Source organism: Salinibacter sp. 10B (genome assembly GCF_002954405.1).
In the GTDB taxonomy this organism is placed as follows: domain Bacteria; phylum Bacteroidota; class Rhodothermia; order Rhodothermales; family Salinibacteraceae; genus Salinibacter.
On record NZ_MQWC01000004.1, the window covers coordinates 4033465 to 4057580 of the forward strand.

General features: G+C 61.7%; 18 protein-coding genes. 10 read left to right on the plus strand and 8 right to left on the minus strand.

Going from position 1 to position 24116, the window contains the following annotated elements:
• Positions 1 to 81: 81 nt before the first annotated feature.
• Complete coding sequence (locus BSZ35_RS16495) at positions 82 to 729, minus strand: CDGSH iron-sulfur domain-containing protein (RefSeq protein WP_105013469.1); 648 nt, start codon at positions 727 to 729, stop codon at positions 82 to 84.
• Positions 730 to 814: 85 nt separating this feature from the next.
• Positions 815 to 997, minus strand: a complete 183-nt coding sequence (locus tag BSZ35_RS16500) for a hypothetical protein (RefSeq protein WP_146110139.1) — start codon at positions 995 to 997, stop codon at positions 815 to 817.
• A 782-nt stretch (positions 998 to 1779) separates the two neighbouring features.
• Here BSZ35_RS16500 and recQ point away from each other — a divergent pair.
• From recQ to bioB, 3 genes are all read left to right on the plus strand, one after another.
• Positions 1780 to 3618, plus strand: a complete 1839-nt coding sequence (gene recQ, locus BSZ35_RS16510) for a DNA helicase RecQ (RefSeq protein WP_105013472.1) — start codon at positions 1780 to 1782, stop codon at positions 3616 to 3618.
• Positions 3619 to 3685: 67 nt separating this feature from the next.
• Entirely contained in the window at positions 3686 to 5029 is a 1344-nt protein-coding gene (locus BSZ35_RS16515; protein ID WP_105013473.1) for a hypothetical protein, read from the plus strand.
• A 398-nt stretch (positions 5030 to 5427) separates the two neighbouring features.
• Positions 5428 to 6459, plus strand: coding sequence for a biotin synthase BioB (bioB, locus tag BSZ35_RS16520; protein WP_105013474.1), 1032 nt, complete (start codon positions 5428 to 5430; stop codon positions 6457 to 6459).
• Between the two features lie 240 nt (positions 6460 to 6699).
• Here bioB and BSZ35_RS16525 read toward each other — a convergent pair whose 3' ends face one another.
• Positions 6700 to 6984 carry a hypothetical protein gene (locus BSZ35_RS16525; protein ID WP_105013475.1) on the minus strand — a complete coding sequence of 95 codons (285 nt, stop codon included), beginning with the start codon at positions 6982 to 6984 and terminating at the stop codon, positions 6700 to 6702.
• A 303-nt stretch (positions 6985 to 7287) separates the two neighbouring features.
• Between BSZ35_RS16525 and BSZ35_RS16530 the strand changes: the two genes are divergently transcribed.
• From BSZ35_RS16530 to BSZ35_RS16560, 7 genes are all read left to right on the plus strand, one after another.
• Positions 7288 to 7839 (plus strand): sigma-70 family RNA polymerase sigma factor, encoded by a 552-nt coding sequence (locus BSZ35_RS16530; RefSeq protein ID WP_105013476.1) that lies wholly within the window; start codon positions 7288 to 7290, stop codon positions 7837 to 7839.
• A 189-nt stretch (positions 7840 to 8028) separates the two neighbouring features.
• On the plus strand, positions 8029 to 9237 hold the full coding sequence (locus BSZ35_RS16535) for a FecR domain-containing protein (RefSeq protein ID WP_105013477.1): 1209 nt from the start codon (positions 8029 to 8031) through the stop codon (positions 9235 to 9237).
• A 191-nt stretch (positions 9238 to 9428) separates the two neighbouring features.
• Complete coding sequence (locus BSZ35_RS16540; RefSeq protein WP_258096755.1) at positions 9429 to 12059, plus strand: TonB-dependent receptor; 2631 nt, start codon at positions 9429 to 9431, stop codon at positions 12057 to 12059.
• A gap of 47 nt (positions 12060 to 12106) precedes the next feature.
• A complete protein-coding gene (locus BSZ35_RS16545; protein ID WP_105013478.1) occupies positions 12107 to 13054 on the plus strand; it encodes a hypothetical protein in 948 nt (315 codons plus the stop codon).
• A 135-nt stretch (positions 13055 to 13189) separates the two neighbouring features.
• Positions 13190 to 13852: a RecX family transcriptional regulator gene (locus BSZ35_RS16550; RefSeq protein ID WP_105013479.1), complete on the plus strand. Its 663-nt coding sequence runs from the start codon at positions 13190 to 13192 to the stop codon at positions 13850 to 13852.
• Between the two features lie 37 nt (positions 13853 to 13889).
• Entirely contained in the window at positions 13890 to 15125 is a 1236-nt protein-coding gene (locus BSZ35_RS16555; RefSeq protein WP_105013480.1) for an AI-2E family transporter, read from the plus strand.
• A gap of 55 nt (positions 15126 to 15180) precedes the next feature.
• A complete protein-coding gene (locus BSZ35_RS16560; RefSeq protein WP_181149386.1) occupies positions 15181 to 16038 on the plus strand; it encodes a purine-nucleoside phosphorylase in 858 nt (285 codons plus the stop codon).
• Positions 16039 to 16251: 213 nt separating this feature from the next.
• Here the strand turns inward: BSZ35_RS16560 and BSZ35_RS16565 are convergent, their stop codons facing one another.
• The 5 genes from BSZ35_RS16565 to BSZ35_RS16585 form a co-directional block, all read right to left on the minus strand.
• On the minus strand, positions 16252 to 18372 hold the full coding sequence (locus BSZ35_RS16565; protein ID WP_105013481.1) for an elongation factor G: 2121 nt from the start codon (positions 18370 to 18372) through the stop codon (positions 16252 to 16254).
• Positions 18373 to 18735: 363 nt separating this feature from the next.
• Positions 18736 to 19608: an SCO family protein gene (locus tag BSZ35_RS16570; protein ID WP_105013482.1), complete on the minus strand. Its 873-nt coding sequence runs from the start codon at positions 19606 to 19608 to the stop codon at positions 18736 to 18738.
• 189 nt (positions 19609 to 19797) lie between these two features.
• The gene (locus tag BSZ35_RS16575) at positions 19798 to 22170 is read right to left on the minus strand and encodes a TonB-dependent receptor (protein ID WP_105013483.1); all 2373 of its coding nucleotides are present in this window, start codon (positions 22168 to 22170) and stop codon (positions 19798 to 19800) included.
• Positions 22171 to 22843: 673 nt separating this feature from the next.
• Positions 22844 to 23122: a hypothetical protein gene (locus BSZ35_RS16580; RefSeq protein WP_105013484.1), complete on the minus strand. Its 279-nt coding sequence runs from the start codon at positions 23120 to 23122 to the stop codon at positions 22844 to 22846.
• A 48-nt stretch (positions 23123 to 23170) separates the two neighbouring features.
• The gene (locus BSZ35_RS16585) at positions 23171 to 24112 is read right to left on the minus strand and encodes an NAD-dependent epimerase/dehydratase family protein (protein WP_105013485.1); all 942 of its coding nucleotides are present in this window, start codon (positions 24110 to 24112) and stop codon (positions 23171 to 23173) included.
• Positions 24113 to 24116: the final 4 nt, after the last annotated feature.

The window sequence follows — 24116 nt, forward strand, 5'->3', positions numbered from 1 at the left end:
TCTCGACACGCCCATGTTCCTGCGCTCTCAAACCAGTTTGCGGAGGCACTCTGTACAGGAGAGAGCGAAATTGATAGAGCGTCAATCGGCCTTGAAATCAACCTCACTGTGGCTTCCGTCGCAGAACGGCTTGCTGCCGGAGGCCCCGCAGCGGCAGAGGGCGCCGCGAGAGCCTGAGATCTCCTCATCGGCCCCTGTAATTGAGACCGGACCCTCGACCACGAACGGTCCGTCCTCGGTGGCGCGAATGCGAAGCGGACCGCTTTCGTCGGCGTCGTCCGGTGTGGAAAGAAGGTTGACCGCGATGTGCCCGTCGGCCGCAAAGCCCTCGTCGTGGCTGCCGTCGCAGAGCGGTTTGTTATCGGACAGGCCACAGCGGCAGAGGGCCATGCGCGTATCCGTGAGCAGCGTCTCGCCGTCGCTGTCGATGAGTTCGGCGTCGGCGTGGACGTAGAGGGGGCCGTTTGGGGAAATGGAGATGCGGTTTGCGTCGGGCGTGGGCTCCGGGTTGGTGTCGTTGCGGGTGAGGTGGAGTGCACCGGTGGGACAGTGGGGCACGACGGCTTCCACGGCGTCGGCCTCGGCCTGGTCGGGTTCGATCCAGGGGCGCCGGTTCGGGTCGAACACGCTGGGCAGTCCCTTCACGCAGGCCTCGGCGTGGATGCAGCGCGCGCGGTCCCAGGTGACCGTGACCTCGTCGCCCTCGTAGGTGTAGACGTTGGTATCCATAATGGAAGGAGGTACGTGGAGGAGAGTGGAGGAACCGTCGTTGGTACGACCCGAATCCGGAGGCGTTCGGTGGTGGCTCCGGACGCTACGATGGTGAGGGCACTTCTTCTCGGAGGGATCCGATCGCCACGAGTTGATCGTGCATGGAGGCGTCATTGTCAAGCGGGTGGCACTGCTTTTGCCACAAGACGTAGGCCTCCTCGGCAAGGGGGATGATGTGCTGATGGTAGTGGTCAGTGAGCAGGACGTAGTCTCGTTCGAACTCCACCTCCACCAGGCGTTGTTCACCGCCAGAGAGAGTGCATGCCTTCTGATCGTTCGGGCACAGTGGGGACTTGGTATAGGCATAGGACGTTTGCCCGCGTCATTCTCACTGTCGGATGTGCTCGATGTCCAAGGCCGTTTCCATGACGTTGATTTTCCCATTCGCATCCCAAGACGATATCCCCGTGTGGCGTCGTCAGAACCAGTAGAAAGACCCGAACCAGAAGCAGACACCCAGGAAGGTGGCGATGAAGCCATTAGCGAGTTCGGGCACGTGATTTGTCCAAACGCCCTTGTTTCCGGTGCTAGAGTCGCCGGTGATTCCCTTTTTCAACGAGTCATATCCGAAGTAGAGGAAAACAGTACCGAGTACGTTCATGCAGAGAAAGACCGCTGGATCGTTCATAGCGGGGCATCGTGCGCCGTTTCGAGAAGAGCGAATCTCAAGGGGATGGAGTCACCTACGAAGAACGAGAGCTGATCCTCGAATGTCAATCTGTTTCATCCTCTTGTAAATGATCGTCCACCAAGGGTGAGAGGGTCTCGCGCGTAAAAAGGCCGCGGAAACCGGCGATCGCGTACGTTCGTGCCGATCCTTTCCGACTGTAGTGTGTTGACTCGTACGCCTCTCTGCTCCACGAAGATGGGCAGTTCAAGGAGGAGCTTTATCGGGATAGTGGGATGACGCCGACACCCACAACCCGAGCCCCGGTTGGATAGGGGCGGCCCTTTTCGCCCCCCCCCCATTTTGACCTCACCTCTAGACGCTCAACCCTGCACGTATGTATGGACGTCACCGGCACCGATCCTCAGCACGTCCTCCAGTCCGTCTTTGGGTACGAGTCGTTTCGCCCGTACCAGGAGCCCATCATTCGCCGGGTTATTGAGGGCGGCGACGCGGCAGTCGTTATGCCCACGGGGGGCGGCAAGTCGATCTGCTACCAGATTCCGGCGCTCGTGCGGTCGGGGTGCGGCGTCATCGTCTCGCCCCTCATCTCGCTGATGCAGGATCAAGTCGATGCCCTTCAGCAGCTTGGCGTGCGGGCGGCCGTCCTCAATTCGAGCCTTAGCCCCGACGATCGCCGCGCGGTGGAGGAGCAACTCACCCATGGCCGCCTCGACCTTTGCTACGTGGCGCCGGAACGCGCCAACCGCCCACGGTTCAAGCAAATGCTCCGCAAAGCAAATCCGGCTCTTCTTGCCATTGACGAGGCCCACTGCATCTCGCAGTGGGGGCATGACTTTCGGCCCGAGTATATGGCCCTTGCAGACCTTCGGGAAGAGTTTGCCCAGGTGCCGTGCATCGGCGTCACGGCCACCGCCGATCCCCCCACGCAACAGGTCATCCTTGATCGGCTGGGCATGACGGAGGAGGATTTGTTTGTTGCCGGCTTCGACCGCCCCAACATCCGCTACGTAGTGGTGCCCAAGCAGAGCCGCCCGCGCCGCCAACTGCACAACTTCATTCAAGAAGAGCACCCCGGGCAGAACGGCATTGTGTACTGCTTGAGCCGCAACGGCGTCGAGACGACCGCCGACTGGTTGAACGATCACGGCCATACCGCCGTCCCGTACCACGCTGGTCTCACGGGCGACACGCGAGAGGAGCATCAGCAGCGATTTCTGCGGGAGGAGGGCCTGATCGTCGTGGCGACCGTGGCCTTTGGTATGGGCATCGACAAGCCCGACGTGCGCTTTGTGGCCCACCTCGACGTGCCGAAGACGCTGGAAGCCTACTATCAGGAAACCGGCCGGGCCGGGCGGGACGGCCGGCCTGCGACGGCCTGGATGGCCTACCGCCGCGGCGATGTGGTGCGGATGCGCCAGCTTATCGATGACTCCTCCGAAAACGATGAGCACCGCTGGACGCAGCGGCACAAGCTGAATGCGTTGCTCGGGTACTGCGAGGCGCCGGATTGCCGTCGCAAGGTGCTTCTAAACTACTTCGGTGAGGAGATGGAGGGAGAGACGTGTGGCAACTGTGATAACTGTGAGCATCCTCCGGAGACCTGGGACGGCACAGTGCCTGCGCAAAAGGCCCTTTCCTGTATTGCACGCACCGGGCAGCGGTTTGGCAGTGGGCATGTGACGGACGTGCTTTTGGGCAAGGATACTGAAAAGATTCGCCGTCATGATCACGATGAGGTGTCGACCTATGGGATTGGAGAGGACCGGTCGAAGGCCGAGTGGCGCACCATCATCCGCCAGCTAGTGGCCAAGGGGATGGTTGAGGTCGATGTGATGGGGTACGGCGCGCTCACCCTCACGGAGGCGTGTCGGCCTGTACTTCGGGGAGAACACGACGTCGTCTTTCGGGAAACGGAATCGGCCCAGTCGGCGTCTTCATCATCCTCAATGAAGCAGGCGTCTCCCGACTCGGTTCCGGTGGAGGGGCCGGAGCGCGACCTCTTTGAAACGCTGCGTGAGCGACGCTTGGCGCTGGCACGGGAGCAGGATGTACCGCCCTACGTTATTTTCAACGACAAAACACTTCGGGCCATGGTGGAGCATCGTCCACAGACCGCTCGGGAGTTTCGAGCGCTCCACGGGGTTGGCGACGTGAAGTTGGATCGCTACGGCGATACCTTCCTCTCCATTCTCCAAGATTTTGAAGAGCAGGTGTAACGTTCAGGGGTACTATTGCGGCTATATCCATCCATTTCTTTTTCGGTACTTTAGAGGCCGTTTATCCATGACTCGCACCTTGGTTATCCTCGTGGCAGGGCTTTCGCTATTATGCTTCTCGGTGGAACCGGGGTACGCCCAACAGGCGGATTCCGTTGCTGCAGACACGTCCGCTGTCGAGGCGCGTCGAGGGCAGGGAAGCGGGACGGTTGCGCTCACAGACTGGCCGACGTCGTTGGGGCAACTTCTCGATGAAATGGGACGGAGGGCCCCGTATCTGCTCCCTAAGATCGATTCCCTTGCGCTCGACTATCGGTACGCCGCCAACGACTCTACGTCGCAATGGTCATTCGTCTTGGGGTGGCAACCAGGCACCCGCGTGCTGTACAAAGGCAACGTGCTTTCGCGCCGGTCGGGCCCGGCGAACGTGCGCATGGTGAATGTGGAACTCCGGGCACAGGTGCATGCGGACGGTCGGCACGTAGGGGATATGATCGTTGCCGTGGATAGTATGACGCTGGCGCCCCTGCCGGGCATTTACTCGTTTGAGGTGACGGTGGGGCACAGCCGGGTCTTTCTGGAGGGATCGGCGGCAACGGCTCGCCAGGCATTGCTTGAGGGAGCCACGCTCGACAGCCTCGTTGTGGAACGGATGGGCTTCGTGACGGATCGTCCGTCTAGTTCGCAGCGCCGCCGTCCGGACGTTCAAGAGCGCCGGCCGGTGCCGGGTCCGGAGCCGAGTATCTACGAGCCCCGGACGCGCATCTTCATCGGCTGGCGGGTGGCCCCGCGGCCCTACTACGTAGCAGAGCGGAACGGCAAGCGTACGGTACAGCGCCGTGAGGCAACAATTGGCCGCGGATCGACCGATGAGGGGCGACAGGACCGTACGGCGACGCGGCGAGGGGCAACAGCCGCGGAGGAGGGCGGGCGGAAAAGTGGACGATCCAAAGAGGAGAAAGAGGACGAGGAGGATGACGATACCAGTCTGCGGGGACCGGCCCTCGGGGCTGCGATGGCGGTCGGCCTCGTGGCAATGGTTGGGGGAACGGTGGGGCTCTACGGACGGGGAGACACGCCCCTCGGACTCGCTGCCGGATACACAGATCCGCGAGGGGGAGTCCAGCTTCAGGCCGCAATTAATGGGGCCGTCATTCGAGATGACCCCGGCCAAAAACTGACGATGAAAGCATTCGGCTTCTACGACGTATTTGCGTCTCGTGTCCAGCCCGCCTTGGGACTGGGGCTGCAGGTGGATCCCTCGACGGACGGATCTGTGTCACCGGCGATCTCTCTGGGACTGGCGGCCAACTTTGGGAGCATCGTTCTTTTTGGGGGGGGAGATGTGGTCGAAGGGACGCCTGAACTTGGAATGGCGTATAACTTTCGGTATCGGTCGGGGCGCAACTAGTCCTGATTTCGAATCCTGCTGCAGACTTCAGGGAGGAGGTACGGCGACGCAAAAGCCTCTCGTATCGTCGGCACCGGCAAGGAGTGGCCCCAGAAGCGTCGTTGGATTGTGGCGTTACGAGATTAATCGCAGGACCGACATGCCGTGACACTGGATCGGTCGTTTTCGAAAAAGGTCAATATCCTCTGTGTAGCGTCGTTGGACTCCAACGACGCTACGGACGCCTGTTTCTTACCGGAATAGAGCTTCCGGAGTTGGTATGAAAAGGACGTGGGCGACCCGCGAAGCCGACCGTCGAGTGAGGACGGAGCGAGTTCACATATCCTAGACTTGGGTCTGGCAAACCTGAGTTCTATCTTGGCAGTGCGCATGATTCTTCTTCACGACCTTCCGTACGAATGCCGACGGACTGGACTGCTCTCGCCGATACTGTTTTGGATGGGTCTCCCTTGACTCGTGATGAGGCCCTGGAGGTGGCCGCGGCGCCCGACGACGAACTGCTGGCCCTCTTGCACGCGGCCTTTCGGGTGCGTCGGGCGTATCACGGACGAGAGGTGCGCGTGCACGTCCTTCAGAATGCCAAAAGCGGGGTCTGCGCTGAGGATTGTGCCTTCTGCAGCCAGTCGCTTCACTTCGAGAGTGAGGTGCCGCAATACGGCATGCAGAGTGTCGACGAGCTGGTGGCGGGAGCGGCGGAGGCCCATGAGATGGGCGCTGTTACGTATTGCATTGTCACTGCCACTCGCGGGCCCACTCACGATGAGGTCGACACGGTGTGTGAGGCAGCACGTCGGATCAAGGACCGATGGTCGATGGACGTCTGCGCCTCGCTCGGGTTGCTGAAGGAGGGACAGGCCGAGCGGTTGGCCGAGGCTGGGGTTGATCGCTACAACCACAACCTGGAAACGTCGGAGAACCACTTCTCCGAGATCGTACAGACACACGATTGGGCGGACCGCGTGGCGACCGTGCAACGGGCGAAGAGGGCGGGCATGGAGGCTTGTTGCGGGGGCATTGTGGGCATGCGGGAGGCGGTGGAGGATCGAGTGGACCTAGCACTGGCGCTCCGTGACATCGGTGTGGAGTCGGTGCCCATCAATTTGCTGAATCCGCGGCCCGGCACTCCGCTGGAAGCAGTGGAGCCGCTCTCGCCGCCAGAGGCATTGAAGACGCTGGCTCTCTTTCGTTTTGTGCACCCCGAGGCTGACGTTCGCATTGCGGGGGGGCGGGAAGAAATTCTGCAGCAGATGCAGCCGTTGGCGCTCTACCCCGCCAACTCCATGTTTACGGATGGGTACCTTACGACCCCTGGGCAGGAGGAGTCTGAAGACTATCGCATGATCAAGCAGGCAGGCTTTCGCCCAGCGGTGGTGGGGGAAGAAGCAGCGCCGGGGGCCAGGGGGCCGTGTGCACAGAACGGGCATGCCTAGTGGATGTCCCACCCCTCGACTTGTCTCCTCGTGCAACTACTCTGATACCCGTGAACGCGATCGTCGACAGCCGACGTTCGGGCCTTTGGGTAATTGCGAACTGATACCTTCCCTCACAGGATTCAGGGATTGGAGACGATCTCGGGGCGGCAATAAAGGCTGCGGCTGTGCAGAAAACAAAAAGAGGCCGGCCCGAGAACGGACCGGCCTCCATTTCCGACGAAAAGAGGGAGTTCCACGCTAGGGCTTTTCCGTTGCTACAAAGTCGGCTCGTTCGCCGGAAGGCGTACTAATGACGTCGGTGACCTCAACCGAAAAGCTTTTTTCGCGCTCCCGGCTTCGGTCGTAGAGAATGCCTTCGAACGTCGCATCCTCGTCCTCATCGGCCAACTGCTCGATGGCGTCTCCATTTTCGCCGAAGAACACGCCCTTGTAGGATTTGCCGTATACGGTCTTTTGGGAATAGGCAAAGCCTTCGCCTTCCATTTCATTCAACTTTGCATTGTGCAGGTCGTACAGGCTCATAGTCGTATAGTCGGAGGTTGAGTGGAACAACGTTCGGGTGGCAGGAGGCCCGACACAAACGCCGGAAGGGCCGGCTCTGCTGCCGCCGGTTACGTGGTAAAGTACGCCCCCGGTGAACTCCCTCAGAGACCGGGACTGCAACCGTATCCGTGGTTAATGGGGGCACCCACGAAGGAATGATAAACACGCCCCTCTTGTACGGAACGAACAGCGGTCGGTTCGCATCTAGTCACAGGATTAAATTGGGGAGAGGTTAATCCTGGCATCCGAGAATCACGTCATTTGCTGTCGGGGCTTTCCTCTATGGCTGATCCTTCTTTTGATCCCGCCCAAGTCCGCCGTGCCCAGGATGGGGACGAGCAGGCATGGAACGACCTACTCCGGCGCCTCGAGCCCGTGTTGCGGGGGTACTTCATCAAGCGGATTGGGAAAGAACCCGACGTGGATGACCTCGTGCAGAACACGCTCATGCGGCTGCACAAGGGACTAGAGGACCTCGAAAAGCCCGGTAGTCTGAAGTCGTTTGCCATGAAGGCGGCGCTCTTTGAATTGCAAGACTACTATCGGGGGCGGTACGACATGAAAGAAACGCTGTATGACCCGGAATTGCCCTCAAAGCGTACGACAGAGCCGGAGGATCGGAGTGCCCACGTGGACGTGGAGAAAGCCTTGGAGGCCTTGACCCCGAAAGCTCGACGGATCATGGAACTCCGGGAGTACGGGTACCTCTACCGAGAAATTGCTCAAATGCTCGACACCACGGAGGCGGCTGTAAAGATGCAGGTAAAGCGGGCCTTCGAGACGATGCGCGATGCCCTGGGGGTATTGTTAACGCTTCTTTGGTTTGGCTTTTGAAAACGAGGAATGTGTTACAGTCCGAATTGTAACATTTGTATGAATGTCCCGTTTCCCGTTACTTTTCCGCTAGGCAAAGCGCCTACATAAGCACACGACCCCCGTGCACAATTCTGGAGGAGACCTCTTTTCCCAGGCTCTCCTCCGTTGCCGGGGACATCGACCTACGGATGGACTGGCTGGAGACTCATGGAGGACATTTTCGATACTCTTCTTTTTGGCAACCCCACGGAAGATGAGCGCACCGTGCTCCGTGAGCGGTTTGAGGAGGAGCCCGCTCTTGCGGAGGCCTGGGCCCACTGGCGGGCTGCGCGCCGTCGCGTCCGGGAGCGGCTTCGGGACCAGCTCTCTGATCGTCGGCTCCTCGTGCTCTATGTGCTGGAGCAGGAGGGCGATGAAGAGGTGCTCACCCCGTCGGAGCAGGAGGCCCTTGCTGAGGCTCGGGACGATATTGCCCGGGCCATCGACATCATTCCTGCGCTCGAACGGGTCGTCGAACGCATCCGAGAGGAACGCACCGACTTCAACGAACTCTGGGAGACCCACGCGGACGATCTGGTTGAAGGAGAGGCGGCGTCAGGCGGAGGGGCGCAGGACGGTCGAGCACCACAGCGGAATGAGCGCGCGCCTCGCCCGCCTCAGTCGCAGCAGGGGACATCCGTTCAGCGGTGGGCACGTCGCCTCGCGGGCGCGGCCACCGTCGTTGCCCTTGCCGTGATGGCGGTCTTCTTCTGGCCGCAGGAACCAGAAGAGGCGATGAATACGGTGACGGTGGCCGACGGAACGGTGCGCACCGTGGCTTTGGAGGATGGATCCACAGTGCGTCTAGTCGGGCCCGCCACGCTGCACCACCCCGCCCAGCCGTCTCAGACGACGCGGCGTGTTACCCTCGACCGCGGACGGGCCTTCTTCGACGTGCAGCAAACGACGACCTCGTTCGTAGTGAACACCCCTACGGCGACGGCGACGGTGCTCGGTACGCAGTTTGGCGTCACCACCGCGGCCGACACGACGGAAGTGGTCCTCGCCGAGGGCTCGGTTCGGGTCGGAGCCGCAGCGTCGAGTGGAGAATCCGTTGTTCTACAACCGGGACAGAAGAGTTGGGTCGCGATAGGAGAAGCGCCCGCCTCGCCCTCCTCCGTGGATTTGACGACTGCGCTGGAGTGGACCGGGCTCTTTGTCTTCCGGTCGGTGCCGATGGAGACCGTTGCCCAACGGCTCAGTCAACGCTACGACGTGCCCATCTCCGTTTCGAAGGACCTGGCCAGCGAACCGGTCACCGGTACCTTTGAACGCGAGCAGCCCGTGCAGCAGGTGCTTCGTGCCCTCGCGGCCACATTGGGGGCGAGCGTGCAGCAAGACGACGACGGGCACTACCAACTGGTGCCGACTTCGTAATGCCGATCCGCCCGTTTTCAGCGGAAGGCGATTGGCGTTCTCGCCAGGACGGATGGGTGCCGTGGGGGAAAAGAAGGGGAGGTCAATCCTTCGTAACTCTTCCCCCACCCTCCGAACAGATGAAGCCTGTCGTGAGTTGAAGCGGCTCTGGTTTCATTCCCGGATCATCCGAGGCTTTTGTCGTGCATCGTGTGGCCGCTTACATCATTGCCCTCGCGGTGCTGGGCGGGATGTGGGGAGGAACGGGGGTGCAGGCGCAACCTCAATTTCGCCTGGAGATGGATGAGGTCCCGCTGCGAGAGGCCCTCAGTACTGTGCGTGCCCAGACCGGGCTTGATCTCGTGTATGCAGAGCGACTTGTGGCAAGCCGCACGTCGACCTGCACCTACTCAGGAACGGGTCGGAAGCAGGCCCTCCAGTGCGTCTTGGAGGGAACGGGACTAGAGGCCCAGCGGGTGCGGCGGCGTCAGTACGTGCTCGTGAAGGCGCCGAAGAGAGAGGTACGGGGCCGCGTTGCTCTTTCCGGCTACGTCGTGGATGAGGAGACGGGCGAACGGCTGCCTGGGGCTCACGTGTATCTCACGGATCTGCAGGCTGGGACCACGACGAATCGGGATGGCTACTTTGTTCTGTCCGCTCTTCCCTCCGGCGCGTACAACGTTCGCATCTCGTATCTTGGGTTCGAAACCCTCGATACGACCCTCACAGCGGGACGGTCCCCGGCTCGCATTGCTCTCGCTCCGGCCCCCATCGAGTCCGATGAAGTGCTTGTCCAAGCCGGATCGACGAGCGCAGAGGATGTCTCCCGGGTTCCCGGCATGACGTCCGTCGATCTCGGTCGACTCGATCGGCTGCCCTCGTTTACCGAACCGGACCTGTTCCGGGCGTTGCAGTGGACGCCCGGCATTCGGAAGACAGGCGCCGTGAACGGCGGACTCAGCGTGCGGGGGGCCGATCCGGACCAGAACCTTTATCTGCTCGATGGAGCCCCGGTTTACCATCCGTGGCACGCCTTCAGCCTCATCTCTACGTTTCAAACCGGCACCCTCAAGAACACCAATCTGTACCGGGGGGCGTTTCCGGTGGAATACGGCGGTCGGCTGTCCTCCGTTCTCGACGCCCAGATGAAGGACGGGAGCCGACAAAAGCCGTCCGCCACCGCTGGATTTGGGGTGCTGAGTGGTCGCTTTCGGATCGAGGCCCCTCTGTCCGAAAGCACCTCGTTTATGTTTTCGGGGCGGCGCTCCTACATCGACAAACTCATCGGACGAACGCATCCGGTAACCGACGAGAGTGGGCGTCGTGACACCCTTCGCACTGGGTACTACTTCTACGACACAAGTGCAAAGATTGCTCACCGATTCAACGAAAAGCACCGTCTTACCCTGAGTTACTACCACGGGCGGGACGATCTGGACCTGCGCCTCCCCTTTGATCTCTCGCTAGACGTTGATTCTTGGCTTCGTCCCACGGATCTCTTTTTCGAAGTAGAACAGAACTGGGAGAATCGCGTCTTGAGTGCCCAGCACCAACACCTTCTGAGTGAGGATTTTTTTGTGCGGAGTACGGCCTACTACTCGGGCTATCGGGCCCAGGAGGCCTCGTACGTACAACCGACCACAACAGCGTCTCTCGCGTCCGATTATTCGGTTCAACTCCACGATGCCGGGCTCAAGGTCGACCTCAACTATCATCACTCAGTGAGCCACGAGGTGTCAGGGGGGATAAAGCTGTCGACCCTTCAGTTTGAGAGCACTCTCGATAGCGAGCTCTTGCGGTCGGCAACCATCGCGCGTCGCCGTCAGCAAGAGAGTGAGTTGGGCGCAGTGCAGATCAGTGGGTATCTCCAGGACGTGTGGAGCCCGACGCCCGAGTGGAGCGTGCAGCCCGGCATTCGGGCTAGCTACTTCAGTGGCGGGCAACACGTGCGGGTCGCGCCGCGCATGAGTGCACAGTACGTGGTGCACCCCACTTGGCTTGTGCTTCGGGGAAGTGCGGGCATGCATGTGCAGTATCTACACCGCCTTCGCGATCGCCACTCTCTTGCCTACGATTTGGTATCGAGTCGATGGGTGCCGTCCAGTGCCCGCGTCCAGCCCTCAACGGGCCTCCAGTTTGGGTTTGAGGCCCGGACGCATCCCTGGTCCGGGTTGTCTGTTGAGCTTGATTCGTACATCCGAAGCACGAGCGACGTGCTTGTGCCGTCGGATGTCTTTCAAGAAAAAGATGAGATTGAGGGGCCGGGCATCAATGTCGGGGCCTTGCTCGGCCAGTATACTCAGGGAGAAGAACGGGCGGTCGGGACGGAACTGAGTGCCGTATACGGACGAGGAAGATGGACCGCCCGGCTCGGCCTCGGAACTGGGCGCACGATGGTGCGGGCGCCGGGACGCGTTCAGTCGGGCCTTCGCTGGCGGCCGTCGGACCTCGACATTCCCTTCTCCCTTCGGGGGGCGCTGGGATGGGCCGACGCGTCCTGGAATGCGACCCTCGCGACGGAGTGGCGGAGCGGCTACCCTATTTCCGCGCCGGTGGCCCGCTATCAAGTGGGGGATCCCGTAGAACGTGATCCAGTCACGTATCTCTATCGTCCCCGTCTCAACAATGACCGGCTGTCTCCCTACTTTCGCGTCGATCTAACCCTCGGATACTCGTTTCAGTTTCTCTCTGCCGACTGGACGGCTACGCTCACCCTCTTCAATGTGACGAGTCGAGAAAACGAACTCAGCCGCTCCTACGAACCTACGCCCACGGGGGTGAATGTGCAGTCGCAGCGGGGACTTCCGTTTTTGCCATTGCTGGAGGTGGAGATGCGAATTTAACGCCTCCTCTGTTTTGTCCCGTGGATCATGTTGTCTGGTCTGTTCCTATGCGTGTATTTCTGAAGATCATTCTGGGCGCGGGACTTCTGTTGGGACTCGTGAGGTGTGACTGGGGGCCCACGCCCGTGGATGAACAATCCCTGGTCGTGGAAGCATTTTTGGATACCGGCGCCCCGGCCCCTCCCGTCATCCTTCGACGAACCGCGCCCCTGCAACAGGGCGATGCTCATCTGCAGGATGCCGCGTCGGAGGGGCAGGTGGTGGTTACGCTGGGAGGAACGGAGATTCCCTATGAGGAGGCGGGCGGGCAGCCCGGCCGATACCAACCGACCCGCGACACCGTCGTGCCGCCGCAGGCGGCGTGGAGCCTGAGGGCCGAGTGGAGCGGAGAAACCGCTCGTGCCTCCGGACGCACCCCGATGGCCATTTCGATCGACGAGGTGTGTATCGACGTGCCGGCCCAGCCCGCAGAGGCCATTCAGGTCGATTCTCTCCGTCGCGACTCTCTCGATATCCCTGCTGATCAGGGCTACATCTATCCCATCGACGTGGCGGTGCGATGGCAAGCGAGGCCTGTGCCTCAAGAGATCGATTCGTCGACCTGGGTGCGGGCACAGCTCCGGCCGGATGCGTCTTCGTTCTCATCGGAGGTGGTTGAGTTTTTTCTGGAACCGGCCGAGATTCAACAGGAGCTAAGGTACCCGCAGGCCGACGGGGCTCGGCAGTGGAAAGGGGTGTATGCCGTCCCTGTCGATAGTAGCACGGCCCCGCTCCCGCGTCACCTGTTGACCACGTCCGTCACACGAGGCGACACTGCTTTTGCCTCCTTTGCCCAAACACGAACGGATCCGGATCGTCGGGAGCCCATCTCAAACGTAGACGGGGGGCTGGGCGTGGCCCTGGCAGTGTCGGTGGATTCTCTCTCCCGAAGTGTTGCCGACACGCTCGCCCGGGACGATAGACGGCGGTGCTGGGAGCCGGATCAAGCTCCGTAGGCGTTTTAAACGGGCAATTCCTTCCAGTACAGGGCAAGTCGATTGGGGCTGTAGGAGGCGCTCGGAAGAGGGAATCCAGCGGGCGGAGGTGTCGTACAACACGAATGATGTCTCTTCAGGACCTTTCGTTTCATCATGGATGATGACGTTGTAGCCGGGACCATCACGGCCATCGAGGCTCAGAAGACCAATGACAATCGTGCCTCCGTCTTTGTGGACGGGGAGTTTGCGTTTGGTGTGCATCAAGACGTCGTAGTGAAGCATGGCCTTCGGGTGGGGCAGACCCTTACCCCGGAGGAGCAGCAAAAGGTGGAGCACGATGAGCAGTACGTTCAGGCCAAACAACGAGCGCTCGATTACCTTGCGCACAAGCCACGGACCGAGACGGAGGTGCGCCGGACGCTTCGCCGCGACGAGGTGCCGGAGATGGTGATTGAGGACGTGGTGGACCGTCTGTACGAGCTGGATTATCTCGACGATGCGTCCTACGCCGAAGACTATGTGCGAAATCGATTTGCCAGTAAGAAGTACGGCCCGGACCGCATCCGACGTGAACTCGTGGAACGGGGCATTGACCGGCACATTGCCGATGATGCAGTGCACGATCTTTTTGCCGACAAGGACCTGCTCTCGGTTGCCCGAGAGCACGCAGAGAAGCGTTGGGCGCGCCTGGCGGACGAGGACGACCCGCGGCGGCGCAAGCAGAAGCTGTACCGGTACCTTCGTCGGCGAGGCTTTACGTCGAGCACCATCTCCCCGCTGATTGACGAGTTGGAGCGGGAGGCTCCGTTGTCGTAATCGGGTCGTTCGATTTTCACCGCAACCGCCGCGCTGTATGCCAGACGATGCGACTCCTTCGGCGCCGTCGACGAAACACGACCGGCAGGACGGCTCGCGAGACGACTCTTCCTCTAACGCACAGGGCGAATCTGCCGGCCCTGCGCTTTATCAGCGCATCGGGACGGGCGGGGGCGTACCGTCCGCTGCCGAAACGGGATCGTCGGTCTATACCGTTGATCGAGTCGTGCGCTTTGTGTTAGGGGCCACGGGCGTGGCCCTCGCGGGGGGACTGCTCTGGTACTTCGCTGGGTTGGTGCTGTACCTCGTGGTGGGCGGTGTGCTAGCCTACTTGCTTCGGCCCCTCGTCGATTGGCAGCAGCGCCTAGGGCTCGGTCGAGTGCCTGCCATTCTCGTCACCTTTGTGTTGGGATTGGGGGGCATGGGGTTTGTACTCACTTCCATCGTCCCCTTCGTGGGAGAGCAGGTGCGAGAGCTCAGTCAGCTCATCAGTATCGATTTGGCCAAGGACGTGGCTACCTACCTCGAGAATCGGGCGCGCCAGGTAGCTCCCATTGAGCAGGGGGTGCTCGTACGAAACGTCGAACGGATGGCCCAAGCCCTCGTGCAAGGCGATCTGGTGAAGGGCGACCAGATGGCCGAGACGGTTGGGTCGGTCGTTGCGGTCTTCACCAACATCGTCTATGCCGTCGTCATCATTCCCTTCGTCACGTTCTTTTTGCTGAAGGATGGCCTCCAGATTCGCCGAAGTCTGATGCGCCTGGTTCCGAATCAGTACCTGGAGGTGACGCTTGCCATTCTGGACAAGGTCGAGAGCAATATCGGACGGTACTTCTGGGCTCTGTTGGTACAGTGCACGTCCATAGCAATTATCTCCTCTATCCTCTTGTGGATTGTCGGGCTTCAGAATGCGATCGCGATTGGCATCTTCACCGGGCTCGCCAATACAATCCCATACTTCGGTCCCTTCTTGGGCTTTCTCTGTGGGACGCTCGTTGGCATTGCCCAAACCGGCAATTTGATCCTCGTGCCGTGGGTGGCCCTTGCCATGGCCCTCACGCAATTGGCGGACAACGTATTGCTCCAGCCCCTGATTTTTTCGCGTGCCGCCAAGGCGCACCCACTCGTCATTCTCTTCGTGGTCCTGATCGGCGCTCAGCTGGGGGGCATTATCGGAATGCTTGTCGCCATTCCGCTGACCACGACGGTCCGGGTGGTGGTGGAGCAGCTCCTGTGGAGCCTGCGCAACTACCGAATCCTGCGCAGTTCATAGCGCACACGTCATTGGCGTCCTTCCCTCTCATCCTCTACACAGTTCATCCACACTCATGTATACGAAGTCGAGCCCAGAGGCGTACGACCAGGATCTTTCAATGGCCGTGGACATGCTGCGAGAGCGTGTTGCCCGTGCGCCGGAGATGGCCCTGATCTTGGGATCGGGATTGGGGGGGCTGGCGGAGGCTGCGAGCAATACGACGGTCGTCAATGGGGGAGACATTCCCGGGTATCCAGCGTCAACCGTAGAGGGGCACGAAGGGCGCCTCATCTTTGGAATGCTGGAGGACACGTCGGTGGTCTTTGTGCAGGGGCGCGTGCATTTGTACGAGGGGTATCCGGTCCAGACGCTGACGATGCCGGTTCGTCTCGTCCACGCCCTTGGGGCGGAGCAGATGGTCGTGACCAACTCGGCCGGAGGCATTAATCGGACGTTCCAGCCGGGCACCCTGATGTTGATCACCGGCCACCTCAACGTGGCGTTTGCGAGTCCAGGGGTGGGGGCCGGCGTTGCACCCTGGCATCGGGCGAATGCTGACGCTGAGGAGCTTGAGGGAGACTACTACGACGCGGCCTGGACCGACCGGGCCGAACGGGCGGCGTTGGATTTGGGGGTCGACGTGCGGCGCGGCGTCTACGCCTGGATGCTGGGGCCAAACTACGAGACCCCGGCGGAGATTCGGGCGCTGGACCGAATGGGGGCCGATGCGGTGGGCATGAGCACAGTCCCCGAGGTCTTGCAGGCGCAGATGCTGGGCATGCAGGTCGTGGGCCTCTCGACAATCACCAACCCGGCGGCGGGACTGGCGGCCGGCGAACTCGATCACGACGATGTGCTGGATGTTGGGCAGCGCGTGCGGGGCGATCTGATGACGCTGGTGCGCCGCATCGTGCGGGTGGCGGAGGGGTAATACCGGGTCCGGAAGTAGACTTTAGCTATTGAGGGGAACGTCAGGACATCAGCACAGGCGTGCCCGTACTCCTCCGTCTCCGATTTCGGGGAAAAACCCTCTGGCGAACAACGTCACACTGTTGCCGCTCTCCTGCTCACACCCGTTCGAGGTACGCAGAAAGGCGAGGCCCTCCGGGCCCCCCCACGAATGAAGTGAACTGCCCACGACAGTTCACGCTGCCGCTTCCGCCGTAGCGTCATTGACCACCTCTTCCTGCACGTTGTCCGGCATGACGTCGTAGTGGCTGAACCGAGTCATATGGAGGCCGCGGCCGTGGGTGACCGAGCGGAGGGCCGTTGAGTATTTATGGAGCTCCGCCTCGGGGACCTCTGCCTTGATCTGTTGCAGCGGTCCCTGTGTGTTGATGCCCTGGATGCGCCCGCGTCGCGTGTTGAGGTCACTAATCACGTCGCCCGTGTAGTCGTCCGGCGTCGTGACCGTAACCTCCCGGATCGGCTCCATCAGGACCGGCGACGCGTCGTGGAAGGCGTTGCGAAAGCACTCGTACGCCGCCCGCTTAAACGCCGCCTCGTTCGAGTCCACCGGGTGCATGCCGCCGTCGTAGATGCACACGCGAATGTCGCCGACGGGAAACCCGGCGACGGGACCTTCCTGCATTGCGTCGAGGACACCCTTTTGGATGGAGGAGAAGAACTTGTTCATGTCGATGACACCGCCGACGATCGCGTTGACGAAATGAATCTCGGCGCCCCATTCGGTCTCCACTGTTTCCTCGTCTCGGACGTCGACGAAGTCGGGGGGATGAAAATCGCCGTCTAGCGGCTCCACCAGCATCGAGATGTCCGCAAACTCGCCGGCGCCGCCCGACTGCTTCTTGTGCCGGTAGTCCGCCGTCGCTCGGTTTTTGATGGCTTCGCGGTACGAGACGCGCGGCGTGCTGAATGTAACCTCTACCCCCGCCCGGCGCTGCAGGCGCGACTTTGCAATCTGGAGGTGGAGTTCTCCCTGGCCGCTCAGTGTGAGCTGGTTGAGGATGGGGTCGTGGTCGTAGACGAGCGACGGGTCCTCCGCGGTAATCTGGTGGAGGCCCTGTGCGAGTTTGTCTTCCTTCCCGGTTTCCGTAGCCTCCACGGCCATCGTGTAACGGGGACGCGGGAACTGAATGGGAGGAATGACCACGTCTGAGCCCGATTCCCGGAGGGTATCGTTCGTATTGGTATCATCCAGTTTCACGAGGGCGCCGAGGTCGCCGGCCACGAGGCGGGGCACGTTCTGCCGATCTTCGCCGTTGAGCACGTAGATCTGCCCGATGCGTTCGGTGGCGCCGGTCTCGGCGTTTTCCAGGTCCGATCCCGATTCGAGCGTGCCGTCGTATGCTCGGACGTAGGAGTACTCGCCCACGTGCTCCTGGGCCATCGTACGGTACACGAATCCGACCGTCTCGTCGTCGGCGTCGGCTATGAGCGTATCGCCGTTTTCCGTCTGGACCGGACGATCGGCAGGAGAGGGGCACACATTGTCGATGAAGCTCATGAGGCGCGAGACGCCAATCACCTCCGTCGCGCTCGTCACGAACACCGGAAACAATTCCCGCTCCAGCATGGCGGCCCGCAATCCATCGCGCATCTGCGCCTCCGTCAACTTGCCCTGCTCAAAATACGTCTCCATAAGGGCCTCGTCGTTGGCGGCGATGTCTTCGACGAGCGTCTCGTGGAGCTCGTTGGCTTCCTCAGCAAAGGCCTCGTCAATCGGCTGCACCTCCGGCTCCGAGCTGTTCTCCGGGTAGTAGAGCTGCTGCATCCGCAGCACGTCGATGAGGGAACGCGTGCCCTCCCCCGCCGGAATCTGAACGACCGTGGCGCCGCGCCCGAAGCGGTCCTCAATTTCGTCGACGATGGTGCGGAAGTCCGAGGCCTGCTGGTCGATGTGGTTAACGACGAAGAGGGAGGGGGTCTCCTCCTGCTCGCCGTACGTCCACGCCATCTCGGTGCCCACCTCCACGCCCGAGCGCGCATCCATCACGTAGAGGGCCGTATCCGCAACCTTCATCGCAGCGATCACTTCACTTGCAAAGTCCGGATAGCCCGGCGTGTCGAGGATGTTGATCTTGTCGCCGTGCCACTCGGCGTGCAGCAGCGAGGTGAAAATCGACATCTGCCGATCTTTCTCGCTGGGGTGGTAGTCGCTCTGCGTGGTGCCTTCGTTCACGGAGCCGGGCCGTCCAATTTCGCCGCTGGTGTAGAGCATAGCCTCGGCCAGGGCCGTCTTGCCGCTGCCCTGATGCCCGACGAGGGCGACGTTGCGGAGGTCGGTAGGGGAAGAGACAGTCATGACAGTCCGGGGCTGGAGAGGAGAAATGCACAGAGATTGACGGAAGCGCTTCCGTTCCGCAGGTGCCTATTGTGGAGGGAGGGACTTTAAAGATAGAAAACGTGAAGTGGGTGTCAAGGGCTGTTCCGCAGTCGTTGCGTCCCGCCAGACTCACGGCGTATGAAAGGAAACGAGCTTCTAAGTGTCCATTGTCATTGGGGTATAAAGGCGTTCGTGGACATTTGGATCTCTCCGGCCTGCTTCTGAGACGATGGAATGTGATATACTCCTGCGATAGAGTGACGGGGAAATATAGAGAGACTGCCATTCTGTAGCAGGAATGACCCTGTACAGCCATACACGTCTGGCAGCGGGGATAGCTTACTATTCAGCAGCTGCCACCGCCTGCATCACGTCCGTCGGGGTCCACTCGTTGCCGCGAAACAGGCGCTCGACCGTCCCGTCGGAGCCGACCACGGCTGTCACCAGATTATGGGTGATTTCCCCGTCACCCTGCGAGGTGTACACCCCGAAGAGGCTCGTCGCCCGGCGCACCTGCGACGAATCGCCCGTCGCAAACGTCCAGGTATCGAGCCGGTCCGTGTAGCGAGAGGCATAGTCCTGGAGCACGGCCGGGGTGTCGTGTGCCGGGTCGAAGCTGATGGACAGCAACTGCACTCTCTCGCCGTATTCCGCTCGGAGCTTCGGCTGGAGGGTCGCGAAATGCTTCGACATGCGAGGGCAGTAGTTTGGAATGGGGCACCGCGTGTAGATGAACGTGAGCACCAGTATGTCGCCGCGACAGTCCCCAATCCGCAATGAGTCGCCCGCCTGACTCATCAGGGTGAGGTCGGCCGGTACGCGGTCGCCCTCACTGACGGTCGAGGCCGTAGGGCCGCGCGTTGGGGCCTGCATCGAGCTGTTTTGGGCGGGGTCTTGCGCTACCAGACTGTCCGCAATCGCCCACAATTCTACAATTTCGGCCCGTTCTTCAGAGACCCTCAGCCGAAATTGAATGGCGTCTCCCATGTCGAGGCCATTCAGCAGGCCAGCATCCCGCACAGGCAACGGCATCGTCATCGGGGGCATGTAGCCGGGAATTCGCTCGTGCTCGACGAAGAGCGTCGTGTCGTTCTTGAATCCGGCGACGCGCCCCTGTACGTCGTAGGTTTGATTGTCGAAAATCATCGTGTAGGCGAACGTCCCCATCGCTAGGATGAGGCCGATCCCCAGAAGGGGGCGTAGTGTCTTCATCATCGTGGGAGGGGGGAAATGCCGGGAACGAAAAATTAGAGCCGACCGCTTCCGTCAGAGTGTGCGTGCTCCGGGCTTCTGAACCGGAATCGTCGGGCGTCCAGGGTCGAAAACCATCCCAGGAGACGTACGGAACGCCGCCTTCGGGGGGAGGGCGGCAGTCCGTACGTCTGGGCATTCTCGCAGGAGAAATTAGAACCGAACGGTCAGGTCCGTCGTGAATACGCGGCCGGGCTCCGGAATGGGCGTCCCGACGTACGGATTTTTTGCGTTGAGGTGGTTCACGTAGTTTGTGTCCGTGAGATTGCACACGCCGCCGTCGAGCGACACACCGTATCCCAGCTCTACCCCGGCGCTGAGGTTCCACGTGACGTAGCCCTCCGTCGGCGTTTCGCCAAGCACTGTCGCCACTCGATCTTGCTCCACGGCGGCGTTCAGCGTGCTTTCGATGTAGTAGCGTCCCCGGGGCGGCTCCCAGCGAAGCCGCAGGTCGCCGTGCAGCGGAGAGAGGCCCAAGGCGGGCTGATTCGTTTCCAGGTTTTTCCCCCAGAGGTAGCTCCCCCGTACGCGGGCCGTGAGCGATGGGAGCACCGCGACCGACGCCGTAGTTTCGCCGCCGTAAAAGTGTGCGGTGCCGTTTGCGTAGCGGAACGGGCCCTCCGCAAAGATTGGAAGAGGGAGCATCGGTTCCACGTCCGGCGCGTTTCGGAGCGTGATGTAGTTGGAGATGCGGCGGGCAAAGCCGCTGACTTTGACGGCGACACGATCATAGCGCGCCTCCAGTTCAAAGTCGGTTTGCCAAGAGCGCTCCGGATCCAGGCGCGGGTTGCCGATGAACTCGGCGCTCGTCTGCGCCTTGTTCGAGGGAAAGCGGTCGGCAAAGCGCTCCAGTGCACTGGCCGTTCGTACGGCCGTGCCCCCGCCCACCGAGAGGGACCACGCGGGCGAGAGGGGCACCGAGAGCATCAGCGCCCCGCTCACGTTGAGCTCCTGCTGGTTGAGGGCGTTCACGTCGAGCGACCCGTCGCCCGGGGCGGCGATGTCGAGGTACACGTCCGTGACCTGAGACTCATCGGCTCCGGTCCAAACGGCGTCGGTGCGCACCGTGCCGGTGGCTTCGACACTCCCGAACAGGCGTGTGGCCTGGGCAAAGATGCCCGCGTCGGCGATGGAGACGCCCGGCCAGATTTGGTTGCTCTCGTAGAAGGGGGGCGTCATCGGCGTCCCGTTCATGACGACCTGGAAGGGCCGCTCTGCGTCGCGGTAGGCCCGGTAGCCGTCGACCCCAACCGTGAGGCGGAGGTCCGAAGCGGGCGCCATTTCCGTCGCGAATCGTCCCCCGACCGTTGTGATGTCGGAATGGACCGAGACGCGCAACGGGGGGCCGGGAAAATCCTCAGAGGCGTAGGTGACCTTGCCCTCATTATTCATCGTGTGGAGGGTTTGGTAGCCGTACGCCTTCGCGGTGACGGAGCGCACGAGGCCCTGGCCCGAGGCATATTCGTACCCAAGCCGTGCCCGTCCGCTCTTGAAGACCGTCGCGTTCAGCAGCCGGCCCGGGTAGTTCACGTCGTCCTGTTGCTGATACCCGCCCCCGGCCGTGAGGCGCTGGTTATCGTCGATCTTGTAGCCGACCTTGGCGCGGAGCTCGCGGTTCAAGAAGTCCGCCGGGACCGACGTTCCGTCTCCGGCGTCGTAGTCATTCCCTTCACGATAGGCGCCATCGATGCGGTACGCGAACGAACCGCGTCGCCCATTCGCGGTGCCGGTGACGTCGTAGGAGCCGAAATTTGTGTCATAGCCACTTTTAACCTGCCCACTCACCGGCTCGTCCCGTGGTACGCGGAAGAGGTCGTTCGTCTCGACCCGAATGGCACTGAGTTGACCGCCGCCCCAGGTGAGCGCGTACGGTCCTTTCGCTACCTCGATGCTCTGCATGGTCGAGGGGCCGGTGTGACTCAGCGGCGAGTCCATGCGGGCCGGGCCGGCGGGAAAGGTGCGCATGCCGTCGACGTAGACGCCGACTTGTGTTGCGCGCAGACCCCGTACGACGGGATCGAGGCCGATGGGCCCGCGCCGGACGGCATCGGTCCCGGGGAGGGTGCGCATCAGTTCTCCGGCATCACGGGGACTCGCTTCCTGAATGCCGGCTTTTCGGACCTTTTCGGCGGCTTCGCGGGCCCGACGTTCGGCTGTGACCTCCACCGCTTCGAGGCCGACGGTCCGTGATGAGAGCGAGAGTTCAAGGCGGACTGTTTCGCCCGCGACCACGCGGAGGTCGCGTGAGAGGGGGGCATAGCCGACGAAGCGGGCCTGTATCGTGTATTGGCCGGGCGGGAGATCCTCCACGACGAAGCGACCTTCAGGTCCGGTACTCGTCCCGCGCCGGATGTCGTTAGCGGTTCCTTTCACCAGTACATTCACACTGGGCAAGGGGCGGCCCGTCTCCGCGTTGATCGTACGCCCGCTCACGGCACCGGTCGATTGGGCGAACACCGGGGCGCTTCCGACAACAGAAAGGATGAAAAGTACAGTGAGGGTACAGAGGGTACGAATGGGTCTCATAAGAGAGTCCTCCACGAATCAGTCAGTCCCATGCCCGGATCCTGACGGGACACGGGATCCTATTCAGGCAAAAGAAGAGGCCTGCAGGATCGGATCAGGCCGGTCGGGGGCCTGAGGTCGTGGAGGATGAAAGACATCGTCGCCCGTCCGCTGCGATGATCGCGTGACGGAGGTGGAGCGGTGGACGATCGGTCGAGGACGAGGCCCCGGAAGTACTTCCGGGGACGGCGGTCTCCACTTCGGGGACGTGGCCGTAAGGAGGGCCGTCGAGGGGACCGAGGGGCAAGACTGGAGGGTGGGCTCGTCAGGCGTGTCCGAGGAGCTATGACTGCACTGGCATGGCCCGTCCGGATTCATGGGACAGTAGCCTGCAGGATGGGAGCACTCGTGGTGGGCCTGCGCAGGCTGGAAATGGTGTACGAGGGTATGGATCGGGAGGCCCTGCGCCCCGATGGCACAGACCAGGAGCAATACAAGTACTTGCCCCCATCCGGATCGGCAAAATGCGAAGGACCAACTCGGCATGGTGGCCCGGAAAGCCTAGGAAACAGCGGGATACTTTAACCCGACCATCGAGAAGAGGATCAGTCCGTTACGTCGAAGAAACAATGAGAATAGCGGACCGCAGGCTCAGGAATTGCGAAAAGGAAGCGCGTTCATCCGAGCGCAGCGGCTAGCAAATGGACCCGTCCTCCTCGATGTAGCAGGCGTCAGACTGGAATCGATTCCAGTCCCGCATCAATTTCTGCAATTTCTCGATGTGATCGTTCAGGGCCTCCGGGTCCGTCACGACCTGCTCGTCGTCCCGAAGGGCGGGAAGGGAGGGCACGTCGGCGGGCAGTGCCGCGTCGGGGGCAACCACCTCGGTTTCGTAGGCAATCACCATCTCGTCGAGTGCCTCCTGAATCGCGTCGGCCGGGGCGGAATCGGGGCGACGGTAGAGCGTAATCATAAGCAGGAGGGGGCAGGGGAAGGAGGGCGAGAAGGGGCGGGAAACGAATTACATCCGCTGTGCCCAGTGCCAGTCCAGGGTCTTGCGGACGGCCGTCTCATACGGCGTTACATTTTGGCCAAAGGCATCTTCAAACTTGCTCGTGTCCATCACGAAGGGGGCGTCAAACTGGTAGAGCACCTCGCGGGCTTCCCACACCTGCGCGTCGAACAGTCCGGCCAGGGTCAGTGCCCAGTAGCCGTAGGCCCGCATCGACGGATCGCGCCCGGCCTGATGGTACACCATCTCGATGAAGTGTCGTCCCGTGATGGGATCGTTGCTGGGCAGATGCCAGATCTCTCCCAAGGCCTTCTCATTCATGCCCAGAGTGACAAGGCCCCATGCGAAATCCGGAAGGTACGACAGAGTGTGAGGGGCATCGAGCGAGCCGAGCCAGGCCGCTGTCGAGTCGTCCAGGGCGGCCTCAAAGACAAGCTCACGGGTAGACGAATGTGCGTGCGGCCCGTAAAAGTCAGATGCCCGTCCAATGGCGACCCGGGCCCGTCCCGTCTCATGCGCCTCCATGAACGTTTCTTCCATTTCAGCGCGGAGTGTCCCCTTCGGGCCCGTAGGCGTCCGGGGAGTGTCTTCCGTCATTGGCCCGTCCGTTGGGCCGTACATGTAGAGATTGTCCGCAACGATGAGGGGGGCGTCAGCGTAGGCGGCAGCAGCAATGCTATTTTCGGTGAGGACGGGCAAGAGGTCGGCCCACTGGGAGTACGGGACGTTCATGCAGTGGTAGATGGCCGCGGCGTCTTTGCAGGCGGCCCGGGCAGCGACGGCATCGGTACAATCTGCCGACACCACCTCAACGGCATCCGGAAGGCCGGGCGTTTCGCTTCGGCTGACGGCCCGGACCGGCTGGTTGCGGTCCACGAGTTCTTGAACAACGGCGCGACCGGCGCCCCCGGTGGCCCCGAGGACGACGTGAGGAGAGGAATCGGCAGGCATGGTG

Coding starts and splice junctions, on each gene's coding strand:
- BSZ35_RS16545 (WP_105013478.1), top strand. CDS start 12,107: ATGCGTGTATTTCTGAAGATCATTCTGGGCGCGGGACTTCTGTTGGGA.
- BSZ35_RS16530 (WP_105013476.1), top strand. CDS start 7,288: ATGGCTGATCCTTCTTTTGATCCCGCCCAAGTCCGCCGTGCCCAGGAT.
- BSZ35_RS16535 (WP_105013477.1), top strand. CDS start 8,029: ATGGAGGACATTTTCGATACTCTTCTTTTTGGCAACCCCACGGAAGAT.
- BSZ35_RS16525 (WP_105013475.1), bottom strand. CDS start 6,984: ATGAGCCTGTACGACCTGCACAATGCAAAGTTGAATGAAATGGAAGGC.
- BSZ35_RS16555 (WP_105013480.1), top strand. CDS start 13,890: ATGCCAGACGATGCGACTCCTTCGGCGCCGTCGACGAAACACGACCGG.
- BSZ35_RS16585 (WP_105013485.1), bottom strand. CDS start 24,112: ATGCCTGCCGATTCCTCTCCTCACGTCGTCCTCGGGGCCACCGGGGGC.
- BSZ35_RS16550 (WP_105013479.1), top strand. CDS start 13,190: ATGGATGATGACGTTGTAGCCGGGACCATCACGGCCATCGAGGCTCAG.
- BSZ35_RS16495 (WP_105013469.1), bottom strand. CDS start 729: ATGGATACCAACGTCTACACCTACGAGGGCGACGAGGTCACGGTCACC.
- bioB (WP_105013474.1), top strand. CDS start 5,428: ATGCCGACGGACTGGACTGCTCTCGCCGATACTGTTTTGGATGGGTCT.
- recQ (WP_105013472.1), top strand. CDS start 1,780: ATGGACGTCACCGGCACCGATCCTCAGCACGTCCTCCAGTCCGTCTTT.
- BSZ35_RS16560 (WP_181149386.1), top strand. CDS start 15,181: ATGTATACGAAGTCGAGCCCAGAGGCGTACGACCAGGATCTTTCAATG.
- BSZ35_RS16580 (WP_105013484.1), bottom strand. CDS start 23,122: ATGATTACGCTCTACCGTCGCCCCGATTCCGCCCCGGCCGACGCGATT.
- BSZ35_RS16575 (WP_105013483.1), bottom strand. CDS start 22,170: ATGAGACCCATTCGTACCCTCTGTACCCTCACTGTACTTTTCATCCTT.
- BSZ35_RS16515 (WP_105013473.1), top strand. CDS start 3,686: ATGACTCGCACCTTGGTTATCCTCGTGGCAGGGCTTTCGCTATTATGC.
- BSZ35_RS16565 (WP_105013481.1), bottom strand. CDS start 18,372: ATGACTGTCTCTTCCCCTACCGACCTCCGCAACGTCGCCCTCGTCGGG.
- BSZ35_RS16570 (WP_105013482.1), bottom strand. CDS start 19,608: ATGATGAAGACACTACGCCCCCTTCTGGGGATCGGCCTCATCCTAGCG.